The organism is Candidatus Yanofskybacteria bacterium (assembly GCA_016181175.1).
Taxonomy (GTDB): domain Bacteria; phylum Patescibacteriota; class Minisyncoccia; order 2-02-FULL-40-12; family IGHO2-01-FULL-4-A; genus 2-01-FULL-44-17.
In genome coordinates this window covers 167,332-181,672 of the sequence record JACOZV010000001.1, presented here as the reverse complement: position 1 = coordinate 181,672, position 14,341 = coordinate 167,332, and the positions used below count along the sequence as shown (strand labels likewise).

Sequence of the window (14,341 nt, the reverse complement as noted above, 5' to 3'; positions counted from 1 at the left end):
TAACTAATTAACCTAGTGTGCATCCCAGATCAATCGAACTCCAGTTTTGAAACCACCACGGCGTACGCCCTCGTTAACGCTCGGCTGTAACTGCTGATTTGGAGAGTATCCGATATAAATTTGTGCCCGTCCATCTTCTTGCTCGTGTAAAAATAAGTCAACACTTAGATAGCCGACATTAAAAGGACTGATGCCAAATTCATGTTCAGTGGCAAATGATAATTTTACATATCGCCCCTTAACAAGCGCAAAACGCGATGTAAAATACAGCGGCTGGCCGTAAAATTCAAAGCCACCACCATAATGAAATCTTATCGGCTGAAATAGAAATACAAATTTCGGTTCGGCCGGCGCTTTCAACATAAAACCTGCTCCGAAAGAAATTACGTTCACATCCATTGTATAGATTGAGGGTGTTATTCTTCCCTTCTCAATTTCTTCTTTTTCCAGTACTAACAACTCTTCCGTTCTGTGCAAAGAAAGATGGTTGTTGCAAACCGAAAACCAGTTTGTTTCAGTCCTATAATATTTATAACACGCGTCCAAACCGTAAGCCAAACCGGCAATGTTAATACTGCCCCGACTTGGCCTTGCGCCAACAGTCAGAAATCTAACTCTGCCGGTTAGATTATGCCGTCCTTTGCGATAGCCGACAAAGTCCATGTCTATATCGGCCCGCCAGGAAAATAACGGATTCTCAAAAAGTTTCTCAAAACCAGCCGTAAAGGTCGCGCTTGGCAAAACCTCCGATTTGGGGGCTTTTTGCAAAACTTTATCTTGAGCAAAAACCACAGTGCAAGTCATAACCACAAAAAGCACAAGAAACATGACTATTCTTTTCATCTGACACCACCTTTTTATTTTAAAGACCGGCATGTTTTAGACTATCACTACTTGAGTTAGAGTCAATCAAAAAATTTAACAAGCGTGTTTGACGCGTATCATCAAACGCAATATATTAAGCATAAGCACATTAAAATAAAGAATCGTAATCGCTAGGGAAGGAGAATTATTCGTGAAAACAGTATTCTTGTCCACCGCTTTGGCCGTATTTATTCTATCTGGGAATGTTTGCAGAGCCGCCGAAGACAGCCGCGCCCAATATCCTCCCTGGCTCTCAAATTCATATATCGGTTTTAACATTGGATATGTAAAACAGACCTTCACGCATGTTCAGTTAGAGCGCGGATATCAAGCCTCGACAATTGAGAACCCGAAGTTAATGGTCTCCGTAACACTATTTGGCCATCATTTTAACAAAAATTTTTCGGCACAGCTGACATATAAGCGGCCCGTGCATTGGGTCAGATATAAAAACATAAACGGGATTACTTCCGAACATACCGTGCGTACCAATTTGGCAAGCATAACTGGGCGAGCGACAGCACCGATTGGAAGTTTATTTTCTATCTATGCCGAAGGCGGCTTGGGCATAGTAACAAGAAGCGGGTTCAATTTGGAAAATCGCAACATTGTAAAAGACGCGAATTACCCGACCATGCTCCTAGGCACCGGGCTTCAATATCGCCTAAGCGATTCATTGGATTTACAAACAAGCATTGCTTATGCCCCGCCTAACAAAAGTTTCATGCAACCACATACATTCCTGGTTTCAAGCGGTATTGTGTTTAATATGCGACCATTATCTGCTGAAAAGGTTAAAAATATCGCTCAATTGGGAGTTATATTTCCAAAAAATCTTGTTCAGATCGGTTATGCGACAAATACATTCGGAACCGGCGTAAATCGCTTTGTGTCACGGGCTAAGATTTTCTGGGGTGGCAGCCATGAGGTAACACATGGGGTCACCCTGCGCTATCAGCGTAATGTTTTCCATACCAAGAAAATATTTTCTTTAGACTTGGGCGTGAGTGCCGCCAATTGGCGAGGTGCCAAAAACCAAATTAGCTTCTACACATTCTCTTTATTCCCCCAGTTTAGATTCACGCTTATCCGCCTCAAACAGATTGACCTGTACTTGGGTTATTCTCTGGCTGGTCCGACATATATTACAAAAACTATAACCGATGGCCGCGACATCGGCCAACGCTTTACTTTCCAAGATCTTTTGGGTCTCGGATGGTACATGGGTAAACAAAGACACATTAATATGGAAGTAGGCATCGGACACTTTTCCAACGGGAATATCTTTCCCCAAAACCCCAGCGTGAAAGTACCTCTTACATTCACGGTTGGCTACACTTTCTAGAACAAAACATGCAAAACTTACAAGCACCGATCAATTATTGACGGCGCTTTTTTTATTTAGATATGTTTTGTTTCAATTTTCGATTTTTATAGACCTCGTTAAATACTTGGCCAGACAATACTCCTCAAACAAAAATCAGCCCTTGGGCTGATTTTTGTTTGAAGTAAATGTTACGGCGTTGGGGTCGGCGTGGAAGTTGCAGTGGGGGTGGCTGTCGGTGTAAGAGTCGGCGATACTGTTGGAGTCGGCGTCCTCAAGCACTTCGGATGAATGGCTAACATCCTTGGCTTTCCAAGTTGCTTGAGAGCGTTGAAAATTCCCTTCTCTGCGGCAGCTTTTGCCGAGGTGCTCATACCGTCATAAGCGGCCTGAATAGCTTCTCTGGCCTCTGTGGCACCAACCGTGGCCTTACAAGCATCTTGGTCGGGCAATGTAGCAACCCATGCTAACAAATTGGAGAGGGCCGAATCTATAAGATCCAGGTGGCTCTGTTTTTCGGCATCGGTTAACGTGCCCGGCGCTCGCTGTGCTTCTTCATATGACTTCACGGACTTAAACAAGGCTCCATAATATTTCATCTCTTGTGAATTCCTGAAATCTTTTAGCACGTCTTTTAGGTCACGGCCAAGATGGAATCCTTTACCACCGGCGTCAGCCGGTCTATGGAAAACGGCGTCATACAAATCGTCAAGCATTTCGCCATCAACAGCTGTGCCGCTCTGGGCATTTGCCATATCGCCGTAATTTCTGGTCAGAAAAAATCCAACCGTCATTCCGACCACCAAAACGGCTGCGATCAGGGTAACCGCTAATCTCTTTGGTATGTTCATGCGCCAAAAAGGGCAAGTATTGTTCAATACCCCGCCAGTGCAAACTTGCGGTGTGTAACAGTACTTGTATTTGTTAAATTATAAAAACCGCCAAACAGTTCTCATCGTTAATTTTAATATAACACGCTTTTTACTGCAATATTTGACACTGCCACGGTATAGGGATTCGAACTAATCTTAAGGATTGGCTTAAAATCTAACATTTATTCTTTTAAATATCCGCAAAACAGGTTTGAGTCCAAAGGGGGTACCTAGTTTACTCTTTCCATTAATCTTTTGCGGCGAAAAATCCATTTCCCAAATTCAACCGCCAGAATATTAATGAGGCCTATCAGCACAACCCCCAAAAGCCAATGAAGTGGCAACGAGGTTGTCTTTAATAAAGACTGCATGAATGGAACATAAATAGCTACAATCATAAGAATAATTCCAATACCGACACCAGCAACCAGATAACGATTTGAAAAAACAGGATATTTAAAAATACTTTTGTCTAAACTTCTGACCGAAAGGGCCAAAAATAATGTATAGCTTCCGAAACTGGCAAATATAAATGTCCTCACGAGGTCTTCCGCGAAACCTGCTCGCAGTAAGAACCAATATAGAACGAACAGGAGAGCGCTCGTGGAAAGGCCGATAAATAAAATTAGGAATCTCATCATGGGATCAAAGAGGCCAGTTTTTGTACTCCGGGGGCGGTAAGCTAAACCGTCAATATTTTTTTCAAAAGCGAATGCGACAGCCGGAAAACTATCCGAGAAAAAATTCACATACAAAATCTGAAGCGCATTCAGCGGAAGAGCTAAGCCGGTTATCAAAGCTCCGCCGATCAAAAAAAGCTCGTCAGCCGTATCAGAAAGAAGATATACGAGGACCTTGCGGATATTGTGCATAATTTGACGGCCTTCTTCCACGGCAGCAGCAATGGTCTCAAAATTATCATCCAGCAACACAAGGTCTGCGGCATCACGCGCCACCTCTGTTCCTGAACCCATAGCAATCCCTATGTCGGCTTGTTTAATACTCGGCGCATCATTTACGCCGTCGCCAGTCATTGCCACGACTTCTCCTGTTTCTTGAAATGCTTTTACGATCCGCATTTTATCAAGCGGGGATACGCGAGAAATAACTCGCAGAGACGGCAAACGCTTTTTGAGATCCGCATCTGAAAGTAGTCGACATTCTGAAGAATCAAGAACACTTTCTTTCTCAATTTCAAAGCCAACTTCTTTCGCTACAGCTTCAGCGGTACCGCGATGATCACCAGTCATGACCATTACCCTTATGCCGGATTCTTGTACCTTTTGGACCGCCTCTTTAACATTTGGCCTTATCGGATCCCGCAAAGTAATTAATCCTTGAAATACAAGATTCGCTAATTCCAAGTCCTTCGAGAAAGTAAAATCTTCTTTTTTTTCAATTTCTTTTATTGCTATACCAACTACCAGTTCCCCGGATCCCGCAAGAGAACTGATTTCTTTTAAAGCAGTCTCTCGTTCCATGCTATTTAAAGTTGAGTGACTGATAAAAACATCCGGCGCACCGAAGAATAAAAGCAAATGTTTTTCTCCGTCATGTATCAATGAAGCGGAAAATTTATTAGCCGCATTGAATGGCAGTGAATTTAAGATTGAGGTTCTTTTCTTAACATCTTCCACAAATATATCTCGAAGGGCAGCCGACCTAACCAATGCCGTCTCCAGTATTCGTCCATTTGTTCGCCACTCTGTCGGCGGATCATTGGGGTTCTCTATTAAGATATTGGTGTTAATGAGAGCTAACTCGAGCAGATTTTTTTCTTCCACACCTTCAATAGGAAGCACCTTGCTTAATTCCATTTTTGCCATTGTTAATGTTCCTGTTTTATCAGTGAGAATTACGCTAGTATCCCCAAGTGTTTCTGCTGCGATCAGTTTTCTAATAACACCCTTACGCCTTGCCATATGCTGAACTCCTATTGCCAAGATAACCGTCATGGCTACCGGCAGACCCTCCGGAACGGCCGAAACGGCTATCGCTACGGATGTCAGAAACATATCCACGCGTGAATATCCCAAAGCAAGACCCATACCAAAGATGATAAGCGTAAGGACGCACAAAAAGATTGCCGCCTTTAGGCTAAAAAGTTTGATTGCATTTTGTAGCGGAGTTTCTTCTCTTTGTGACTCTGAAACTAAGGCTGCGATTTTTCCCAGTTCTGTCGCAAAATCAGTTCGACATATAACCGCAGTACCAATACCTTGTGTTACAAGGGTTCCGGCAAAAACCATAGGGTACTGATCGCCAATGACCGCCTCTGCATTTACCGGCTCAACTGATTTTGACACCGGCAGAGATTCTCCCGTAAGAATCGCTTCATCAATTTGTAAGTCATTAACAAATATGAGTCGCCCATCAGCAGGGATACGATCCCCTTGGGCAAGATGGATTATATCTCCAGGCACCAACTCTGAAGCATCTATTTCACGTTCGATGCCGTCACGGATAACTCTGGCTCTCTGCTTAAGATATGTTTTAAGTTCCGCTAATGCTCTCTCGGCCTTATATTCCTGATAAAAGCCCAGCGCGGCATTGGCAATTACAGCTGCGAAAATAAACAGAGCGTCCCGATAATGAGCAATAAATAAGGTGACAATACCAGCGAATAACAGAATCAGAATCAGCGGGCTTTTGAATTGGTTTAATGAAATAAAAAGACCGGGAGCTCGCCGGGGCTTTTCAATCACATTGGGTCCGAAAACTTTTATTCTTCTCTCGGCCTCGCTTTCTGAAAGACCGCCTCGAGCGTCAGTTTCCAACGCCTTGACAACCTTTGAAGATGGCAGAGCCCAAAATAGTTGTTCCTTTTCAGTTCTTTGAATCATAGAGATTTTGCAATTAAACCAATGAGAACGATACCGACAAAGTTAAATGAGAAGGAAAGAACCATAAAAAGCGACGTCTTCATTTTCGAAAAACCCAATAAGCTAATCCCCAGTTCATCCGGCAAGGGAGAAGCAATGATAGCTCCACCAAGAAAAAAGGTTAGCCATCTGAAATACTTTAGTTTGAATAATACTCTAAGCCTTTTTCTACCACTCTGATGTTTAATCAATTCCATTAAATGTTCAGACAGTCTATTCTTTATAAACTTAAAAATAATAAGGTCTCCGGCTACCGCTCCCATGCCTCCAAAAAGAGCTGTAATAAACACAGAATTAGCATTAGCGATTTCACCCAGAGCAACAATTGCCGGTGCAGTGGTAAAAATTGAAGTAAAAAACATTCCAGCGACGAAACTTCCTAATATCTCCAGCTCTTTTGCTGAAGTCAAGAACTTGACTATAACTTCAGTCCTAACCAAGACAACCGACGCTAAGACGCTCAAAATTATTATAGCAACATCTTGCAATAAAAAATTATTCCGGTGATTATTCATAATCCTATATCCTTATTCTATCAGGAAACAAAAAATCACCCTAGGGTGATTTTTTGTCTTGAATACGACGCTCCCGCCTTCGCCAAAGCTTCGGACGGGCGGGCAGCCGGTATCCTCCTTCGCTAAAGCTCCGGACGGACACAGTGACTTGGCCGGGAAAGTACCGCTGTGACGGCGCGACCCGCGGTGCCGTTCGTAGCTTTCATTGACCTTCGTAGCTTTAGCGAAGTAGGTAGCGTAGACCCGTCGCGGTCGCAAGAACCTGTCACAGGACTGCTGCGTATTTAGAACATTCTCAAACTTTTGAACTTATTTTACCAAATCTGATTCACAAGTCCAAAAAGCGAAACCTGCGCTGACCCGCCGCCAGCCGCCGCACCTGCCCGCCAAAGCCTCGGCGCAGGCGGGAAGCGGCGGCTGTGCCTCGCAGAAAAATTGTCCTTCCCTTCTAAGAGAAAAATCGGCGCGCGCAAAAACAAAAAAGTAAGGGCAATTTTCTGCTCGGCTCCGCGCGAGTACGCGCGGGCGGCGAGATTCGCTCGTGGGCAAAAATTAGATATTATTTTCCTTGCTATGTGTTATGATGTTATTATCCGTTGTTAATTTAATCCCATATATAGATATGGCTAATCAAGAACTTCTAAATTATGTCAATCAGCAATTAGTTTTGGGTACTAGCAAAGATGAAATCAAAAATATTTTACTTGGTGCTGGTTGGCAAGAAAATGATATTAATGATGCGATAAGTCAAGCTACTAATTTATTTCCTGAATCAATTAACTCTGAGCAGGTAAAACATATTTCAGGTAAAAAACTTTTTGTGTTCGTATTTATCGGGGTCTTAATTGTTGGCGTTGGTGCTCTGGGTTATTTTATCTATAACAGGAATAAAGTTATAACCTCGTATTTACCAGTTTCACCTAGCCCGACTGTTTCAGTGGGGTTACCCATTGCAACATCAACACCCACGCCATCACAAACTCCAGTATTCACACCCACACCTCCACCATCACAGATTCCCACGCCCACAAAAACACCAAATTATTCTGCCGCTCCTAAACCGACCCCTACACCAACTTTGTTGCCAGGCCAGATAACTAAAAATGGTTTTCTATTGAGTGGGTCATTATGTACTTTTGATTTTTCTTTGGCACCTCAATCTGAGAGTAACGCGAGAAGATTACTTAATCTTTGCGAAATTGACGTTCCTAAACTAGAAGCAAAATTTGGTCGCGGGCCCAGTGCTCCTCCATATAAAATTCAATTCTATACCCCTGGGTCTGGTAGCCAAGGCACCGGAGCAGACTCGCGTGCTTATGCGGGTAGCTCCGGGGTCTTTCTTAGCACAGACTCTTGGCGCACCGAATTTCCTTACGATGCAAAAATTCTCGCGCATGAAATAACTCATGTCATTCAGTCATTTTATGGTTATAATACTCCGGAATACCCCGGATGGTTAGTAGAGGCTCTTGCGGATTATGGATCTTACGTAGCTGGCTACTCTAACGATCTAGAAAGTGATTGCTATCATTTTTCAAACGATATGCAAAATCAGACACAAGTATATGGTTGCACATACAAATTTCTTAAATTTGTTGGAGGTAAGTATGGCTCAGAAATACCTTTCAAATTACATAAAGCATTACAATCAGGAACCTATTCCGATAATCTTTGGATTCAATATACTGGGAAAACTTTTAATCAGTTAACTGGTGAGTGTTCTCAGGATTCTGATTGTGGAGGCAGTTATCATGGAGGTCTCTAGTCCTCTATAAATATTTAGAATTTTATTTTTTGCCCACGAGCGAAATCCCGCCGCCCACGCGATAGCGCGGGGTCGAGCAGAAAAATTGCCTTTGCATTTTTTATTTGCGCGCGCCGTTTTTAATTTTTAAAGGAAAAGGCAATTTTCTGCGAGGCACAGCCGCCGCTTCCCGCCTGCGCCGAGGCTTTGGCGGGCAGGTGCGGCGGCTGGCGGCGGGTCAGCGCAGGTTTCGCTTCTTGGATTTGTGTATCAGATTTGGTAAAATAAGTTCAAAAGTTTGAGAATGTTCTAAATACGCAGCAGCTTCTGACGAAACGAACTCTGAATTTGAAGATGAGAGGGTTCGCTCACCCAGCCCCGCCAAAGGCGGGGCTGGTTTCGCTTTCGCGGCGGCTTCGCCGCCGGTATTCGCCAAATTGAAGCGGATTTTAATGCTTTCGGGGGATCAATTTTTCTTTTTTCAAAAAACTGATAAAATAAAATTATGAATGTGAAAAATTGCGCCATTTATACTCGCGTCTCAACCGATAACCAAGCGGAAAAAGAATTTTCGTCTTGCGAGGCACAGGAACAAAAGATACGCTCTTATGTTTCGAGCCAAGATAATTGGAAAGTTTTCAAAGTATATAACGATGGTGGATTTTCAGGGGCATGTGGTTTTGGTCTACAAAATTGATCGGCTCACTCGTTCGCCGAAAGATTTTTACCAACTGATTGAATTTTTTGAGCAAGCAAAAATTGATTTTATTTCTATAACAGAAAGATTTGATACTTCAACTCCAGCCGGAAGATTATTGAGAAATATCATGCTAACTTTTTCTCAATTTGAGCGAGAGCTAACAAGTGAGAGAACGAAGGATAAAATGTTAGAGCGAGCGAGAAAAGGTTTGTGCAATGGCGGATATACTCCTTATGGATATTCGCGACAAGAGAAAAAGTTAGTTATAAATCCAAAAGAATCGGAGGAAATAAAATCAATTTTTGAAACTTACATTGAAACTGGCTCATTGGCTGAAACTTACCGAATTTTGAAAAATAGGAATGTAAAAAGTAAGTTCGGCAAAAATTTCTCAAAAACAATTATCGCCTATCTTTTACGAAATCCGGTTTATACTGGAAAGATAAAGCACAATAACCAACTTTATGATGGCATCCATAAACCGATAATTTCAGAAGAAATTTTTGCCCTTGCTCAAAAGATTCATAAGGAAAAATTGAAAAATTTTAGAGTGTACAAGAATTTTCTGTTCGGCGGATTGATAAAGTGTGAGGAGTGCGGCTCAAATATGAGTTCCAGTTTTAGTAACAAGCATACAAACGGAGAATTTGACCGTCGCTATTACTATTATCGCTGTACTTCCACCACAAAATTTGACTGGAACACTTGCTCAGTGCGACAAGTATCCGCCGAACGATTAGAAAATTATTGTCTGGAAAATTTAGAGAGGATTTTAGTGGACAAAAGTTATCTCGAAAACCTTGTTTTTCGACTAAATCACAATATTGAAGCCGGATACCGAGATGGACACGAACTAACCGATTCATGCTCTAAATTTTCCACCGAAACCATTTCGGACACTCTAAAATTTTTTCTTGCCGATCTCAAAACCACAAAAGGAATTGAAAGAAATCTTTTAGCAAAAAGGTTTCTTTCAAACATTTCTTATTCCCCCGAAAGCATTAAAATCCGCTTCAATTTGGCGAATACCGGCGGCGAAGCCGCCGCCCAAGCGAGACCAGCCCCGCCGAAGGCGGGGCTGGTTGAGCGAACCCTCTCATCTTCAAATTCAGAGTTCGTTTCGTCAGAAGCTGCTGCGGGACAGGGATTCGAACCCCAATTTTTTGGTTCAGAGCCAAACGTCCTACCTTTAGACGATCCCGCAAAATAAATTAAATTATACAACAAAAATGGCGTTTTTACAACGCCCCAATTACCACCGAACCATCGCCTCCTGCGAGCTACGGGACAAGTCGGCGAGCTACGGGGCAAGCAGTTACCAGTTACTAGTTACTAAATCTTGAGATGTTTCCTGATCGCAATGTAACTTGAGGCCACGCCGAGAAGCACGCCAAGCGCGGTGACCATCAACACGACTTGCGGAACTCCAACAAGAAAATAGCCGAAAATGTTTACAGTAGGCGCAAAAGCGGTAATCTTATCGGAAACAAAATAAACAGACGGATAAAAAATCGATAACGCGATTACCGACGCGAATAGTCCATATAGACCACCCTCGGCCAGGTATGGCCCGCGAATATGCCAATTGGAAGCACCGACAAGGCGCATTATTTCTATCTCCTGTTTCTGGTTAAAAATAGTGAGACGTACAGTATTAAATGTCACCAATATTGCAATAAAGGCTAGCACCAGAGTTATTACAAGACCCCAACCCTTGATCCCGCCGGAAATGTTTTCAACTCTCTCAATTACACCCTTATTTTCATAAAAATTAATCTTATCAATTACGCTGCGAAGGCTGTTATTTTCTAAAAATTGCGCAATTGAAGCATACTGCGACGAATCTCTGGTCTTAATATTCAGAGATGCGGCCAAAGGATTGGAGTCCAGCTGTTCCAAAGATTCCTGGATCAGGTCATCCTCTATGTGGCGCGCCTTGAAATCACTGAGTGCTTGATCACGTGAGGTATAGATTACATTGACTACTTCAGGCAATACCGAAAGATCTGACTTAATCTTGAGCATCTGTTCTTCCGTAGCATCAGTCTTAAAATAAGCACTTATGTCAATCTTTTCCTGCAAAGAAGACACGACTTGCGAAGTCAGAAACTGCAACGACAAAAGGCCTAAAAATAAAATCAAAGCCAACGCCATAATACCGGTGGCGGCAAAACTCAAATAACTATTCCTGCGAAAGTTAGTCCATCCCGATTCAATAATTTTTTTGAGGTTTACTCCCATTTAAATAACATAACGACCATTATGCGACTGGTCGCGCACTATCTTTCCCTTATCCATACTCACTACCCTGCGCCCGATGGTATTTACTATATTGGTATCGTGCGAAGCCAAAACCACCGTTGTTCCAAGCTCGTTTATCTTTAATAACAATTTTACCACGTCATAACTGTTTACCAAATCAAGATTACCGGTCGGCTCATCGGCCAGCAGTATTTTGGGTCTGTGTATCATTGACCGGGCAATGGCTAGCCGTTGTTTCTCGCCGCCGGACAGTTGCTCAGGAAAACTCTCAAGTTTGTCTCCCAGTCCGACAATTCCCAGAATTTGGGGCGCGTCTTTTTCTATTTCTTCTGGCGCCGTTCCCGATACCTCCATAGCAAAGGCAACATTTTCATAAGCGGTTTTCTTGGATAATAACTTAAAATCCTGATAAACTGTGCCTATCTTGCGCCTTAAGTAAGGAACGTCGCCATCTTTTATTTCAGCCAAGTCAACGCCCTCAACAAAAACCTTGCCAGACGTCGGCCGCTCTTCCTTGGTCAGCATCTTGAGCAATGTTGACTTTCCCGCACCCGACAGCCCCACCAAACACACAAACTCACCCGGCTTAATCTCCAGGTCAATATCATTCAATACGACATTGTGCGGTTCATAAACTTTTTTTACTTTGTGGAATTTTATCATACTTGAGCAACTTCGGCTTCAATAAATTCTTCCAGCTCCCCTTCCAACACTTTATCCGGCTGGCTGGACTCAATTCCGGTACGATGGTCTTTGACTTGTTTATAGGGGTTTAGGACATATGATCTTATCTGACTTCCCCATTCTATTTCTTTGCCTTGAGTCTCGGCTCTAATTTTTGAAAGCTCACTGACTTGCGCTTCTTCCATCAGTTTGACCAACCGCGACTTAAGAATCTGCATTGCTTTCTCTTTGTTCTGGGCCTGTGAACGTTCTGACTGCACAGCTACGGCGATATTGCTCGGGATGTGCGTAATGCGTACCGCGGTTTCCAATTTATTGACGTTCTGACCGCCGGGACCGGATGAACGAAAAGTATCCACGCGCAAATCTTTTGGATCAATCTCAACTTTTGTATCCTCAATTTCCGGTAAAATGTCCGCCAAAACAAATGACGTGTGCCTCAAACCCTTTGCGGAAAAAGGCGATATGCGCACCAAACGATGCACGCCAGACTCGCCCTTTAAAAATCCGAAAGCGTATCGCCCGCTAATTTCAGCCACTGCACTTTTAATACCTCCCTGCTCGCCCAATGTTTGGTCTAACAGTTTAAATTCAAGATTATTTTTCTCGGCATATTTTTGATACATACGCAACAACATTGATGCCCAATCCTGCGCGTCCACCCCTCCGGCCCCGGAATAAATATATAGCAAGGCGCTACCGCTATCGTATTTGTCTGAGAGGAAAGCCCTAACGTACTGCCCGTCAAATCCTTTTTTGAGTTTTCTTATTTCGTTTTCTTTGGTACCAAGTTCTTCTTCATTGGTTCTCAAATACTCTTCAAGTTTTTTATCAAAATTATCCCAAAAAGCTATCTCCTCTTTGAAAGCATTCAGTTCCTTTGACAATCGGCCGGCACGCTCATGATCTTTCCAAAAATCCGGCGACTGCATCTGAAATTCAATATCGCTAATTTTTAGCCTTGCTCCGTCTAAGTCAAAGCCGCCCCCGAATAGCGGGGAGTTTGTTTTGCATGTCCAGAAGTAATTCTTGGGAATTATGCATGGTTTAATTGTATCAAAAATTACTCGCGATTAAAACAGAGCCGGAGGTGAGACTCGAACTCACGGCCTGAGCTTTACGAAAGCCCTGCTCTGCCTCTGAGCTACTCCGGCCTTATAAAATATGGGTTTATATTAACCTATTTTTTGCGATTTTGAAAGAACGGCAGAAAAAATAAAAACCGTGAATTTAACACGGTTACTAATCTTCAAGTCGGAACAAGCCGGCCGCGCCCATACCGCCGCCAATACACATTGCCTCAAGACCGTATTCCACACCGCGCCGCCTCATTTCATAGATGAGCGTAGCGGCAATCCTGGCTCCGGAACATCCCAACGGATGACCCAACGCAATTGCTCCACCATTTACATTGAGAATATCGCGACTAAGAGGTAAATCTCGCAACACCGCGAGAGCCTGCACGGCAAACGCTTCATTGAGTTCGATGAGGCCAACATCATTAAGTTTAAGCCAACTTCTCTGCAATAAATATCTAATTGCATAAACAGGACCAATGCCAAAAAATTCTGGCCTTACCCCAGTAACAACATAGTCAACCAAACAGGCCATTGGTTTTATGCCTAACCTTTTTGCAAATCTGCGCGACATAATAACAACCGCCGCCGCTCCATCACTCATTTGTGAAGCATTTCCAGCTGTCACCGTAGAGTCAGAATCTTTGTCCTTTTCTATCGGCTCAAGTTTGGCCAGTTTCTCCAAAGAAGTATTTCGCCTAGGTCCCTCGTCATTTTCAAATAAAATTTCTTTAATTCCCTTGCTCCCAATAATTACTTCTTCAGATGTAATTTTTACGGGCTCAATTCCCAATCTAATCTTCACGGGAAGAATTTCTTCCACAAATTTTCTAGCATCTTGGGCTTGAACGGCTTTCTGATGGCTCTCTAGGGCAAACTGATCCTGTTCCTGACGCGAAATGCTATATTTTTTTCTTAAAACTTCTGCACCGCCAATGGTTGTAATATACGCCCCGGGATCAATTTTAAGAAGCGTGGGGTTGGGTGGAACTTTTTCAAGAATCTGCATGGGCACCATGCTCATGCTCTCTACGCCTCCGGCTATGATTACTTCGGCTTTGTTAGCATTAATCCTATCGGCGGCAAGCGAAATGGCCTGAAGCCCGGATGAACAAAAACGGTTTATGGTCTGGGCCGGAACAGTAACCGGCAAATCAGCCAAAAGCGAGATAATTCTGGCAACGTTCATTCCTTGCACGTCTTGAGGCATGGCACAACCAAATATGACATCGTCAACCCAATGCGGGTCCAGTTGCGGCACTCTTTGCAAAAGATTCTTTATTACTGCGGCACCAAGATCGTCAGGCCTAGTTTGGCTTAATGCTCCGCCAATCCTGCCCACGGGTGTACGGCAGGCCGCCACAATAACCGCATCAGTATCTGATTTTTGAAACATAAGTCCTCCACTTTTTACCTAT

General features: G+C 43.2%; 12 protein-coding genes, 2 tRNA genes and 2 pseudogenes. 5 read left to right on the top strand and 11 right to left on the bottom strand.

Annotated elements, in window-relative coordinates; all coding sequences use genetic code 11:
- Positions 1-12: 12 nt before the first annotated feature.
- Positions 13-876 carry a hypothetical protein gene (locus HYT61_00970; GenBank protein ID MBI2062794.1) on the bottom strand — a complete coding sequence of 288 codons (864 nt, stop codon included), beginning with the start codon at positions 874-876 and terminating at the stop codon, positions 13-15.
- Positions 877-1,015: 139 nt separating this feature from the next.
- Between HYT61_00970 and HYT61_00965 the strand changes: the two genes are divergently transcribed.
- Complete coding sequence (locus HYT61_00965) at positions 1,016-2,209, top strand: acyloxyacyl hydrolase (GenBank protein MBI2062793.1); 1,194 nt, start codon at positions 1,016-1,018, stop codon at positions 2,207-2,209.
- A gap of 170 nt (positions 2,210-2,379) precedes the next feature.
- On the opposite strand, the gene HYT61_00960 is transcribed toward HYT61_00965, so the two are convergent.
- The 3 genes from HYT61_00960 to HYT61_00950 form a co-directional block, all read right to left on the bottom strand.
- Positions 2,380-3,039, bottom strand: a complete 660-nt coding sequence (locus HYT61_00960; protein MBI2062792.1) for a hypothetical protein — start codon at positions 3,037-3,039, stop codon at positions 2,380-2,382.
- Between the two features lie 251 nt (positions 3,040-3,290).
- Positions 3,291-5,903, bottom strand: a complete 2,613-nt coding sequence (locus tag HYT61_00955; GenBank protein MBI2062791.1) for an HAD-IC family P-type ATPase — start codon at positions 5,901-5,903, stop codon at positions 3,291-3,293.
- On the bottom strand, positions 5,900-6,352 hold the full coding sequence (locus HYT61_00950) for a hypothetical protein (GenBank protein MBI2062790.1): 453 nt from the start codon (positions 6,350-6,352) through the stop codon (positions 5,900-5,902). Before HYT61_00950 ends, HYT61_00955 begins: the two co-directional genes overlap by 4 nt.
- Positions 6,353-7,037: 685 nt before the next feature.
- Between HYT61_00950 and HYT61_00945 the strand changes: the two genes are divergently transcribed.
- The 4 genes and pseudogenes from HYT61_00945 to HYT61_00930 all read left to right on the top strand — a co-directional run bounded on the left by HYT61_00945 (position 7,038) and on the right by HYT61_00930 (position 9,661).
- Entirely contained in the window at positions 7,038-8,222 is a 1,185-nt protein-coding gene (locus tag HYT61_00945) for a hypothetical protein (protein MBI2062789.1), read from the top strand.
- 490 nt (positions 8,223-8,712) lie between these two features.
- Positions 8,713-8,898 carry a recombinase family protein gene (locus HYT61_00940; protein ID MBI2062788.1) on the top strand — a complete coding sequence of 62 codons (186 nt, stop codon included), beginning with the start codon at positions 8,713-8,715 and terminating at the stop codon, positions 8,896-8,898.
- Positions 8,899-9,028: 130 nt separating this feature from the next.
- Positions 9,029-9,433 (top strand): annotated as a pseudogene (locus HYT61_00935) (recombinase family protein).
- 75 nt (positions 9,434-9,508) lie between these two features.
- Positions 9,509-9,661 (top strand): annotated as a pseudogene (locus HYT61_00930) (hypothetical protein).
- 56 nt (positions 9,662-9,717) lie between these two features.
- Here the strand turns inward: HYT61_00930 and HYT61_00925 are convergent.
- The 7 genes from HYT61_00925 to HYT61_00895 form a co-directional block, all read right to left on the bottom strand.
- The gene (locus HYT61_00925; protein MBI2062787.1) at positions 9,718-9,882 is read right to left on the bottom strand and encodes a hypothetical protein; all 165 of its coding nucleotides are present in this window, start codon (positions 9,880-9,882) and stop codon (positions 9,718-9,720) included.
- Between the two features lie 152 nt (positions 9,883-10,034).
- Positions 10,035-10,105: transfer RNA gene (locus HYT61_00920), tRNA-Gln, on the bottom strand.
- Between the two features lie 128 nt (positions 10,106-10,233).
- On the bottom strand, positions 10,234-11,142 hold the full coding sequence (locus HYT61_00915; GenBank protein ID MBI2062786.1) for an FtsX-like permease family protein: 909 nt from the start codon (positions 11,140-11,142) through the stop codon (positions 10,234-10,236).
- Positions 11,143-11,826, bottom strand: a complete 684-nt coding sequence (gene ftsE / locus HYT61_00910; GenBank protein MBI2062785.1) for a cell division ATP-binding protein FtsE — start codon at positions 11,824-11,826, stop codon at positions 11,143-11,145.
- Positions 11,823-12,911, bottom strand: coding sequence for a peptide chain release factor 2 (gene prfB / locus HYT61_00905; GenBank protein ID MBI2062784.1), 1,089 nt, complete (start codon positions 12,909-12,911; stop codon positions 11,823-11,825). The genes ftsE and prfB overlap by 4 nt, the downstream gene beginning before the upstream one ends.
- Before the next feature lie 18 nt (positions 12,912-12,929).
- Positions 12,930-13,001, bottom strand: a tRNA-Thr gene (locus tag HYT61_00900).
- Between the two features lie 88 nt (positions 13,002-13,089).
- Entirely contained in the window at positions 13,090-14,319 is a 1,230-nt protein-coding gene (locus HYT61_00895) for a thiolase family protein (GenBank protein ID MBI2062783.1), read from the bottom strand.
- Between the last annotated feature and the right edge of the window lie 22 nt (positions 14,320-14,341).

Excerpts from the sequence above, each read along its gene's own strand:
- HYT61_00970 (MBI2062794.1), bottom strand. The coding sequence starts at position 876 with ATGCCGGTCTTTAAAATAAAAAGGTGGTGTCAGATGAAAAGAATAGTC.
- HYT61_00955 (MBI2062791.1), bottom strand. The coding sequence starts at position 5,903 with ATGATTCAAAGAACTGAAAAGGAACAACTATTTTGGGCTCTGCCATCT.
- HYT61_00960 (MBI2062792.1), bottom strand. The coding sequence starts at position 3,039 with ATGAACATACCAAAGAGATTAGCGGTTACCCTGATCGCAGCCGTTTTG.
- HYT61_00895 (MBI2062783.1), bottom strand. The coding sequence starts at position 14,319 with ATGTTTCAAAAATCAGATACTGATGCGGTTATTGTGGCGGCCTGCCGT.
- ftsE (MBI2062785.1), bottom strand. The coding sequence starts at position 11,826 with ATGATAAAATTCCACAAAGTAAAAAAAGTTTATGAACCGCACAATGTC.
- HYT61_00925 (MBI2062787.1), bottom strand. The coding sequence starts at position 9,882 with ATGTTTGAAAGAAACCTTTTTGCTAAAAGATTTCTTTCAATTCCTTTT.
- HYT61_00945 (MBI2062789.1), top strand. The coding sequence starts at position 7,038 with ATGATGTTATTATCCGTTGTTAATTTAATCCCATATATAGATATGGCT.
- HYT61_00915 (MBI2062786.1), bottom strand. The coding sequence starts at position 11,142 with ATGGGAGTAAACCTCAAAAAAATTATTGAATCGGGATGGACTAACTTT.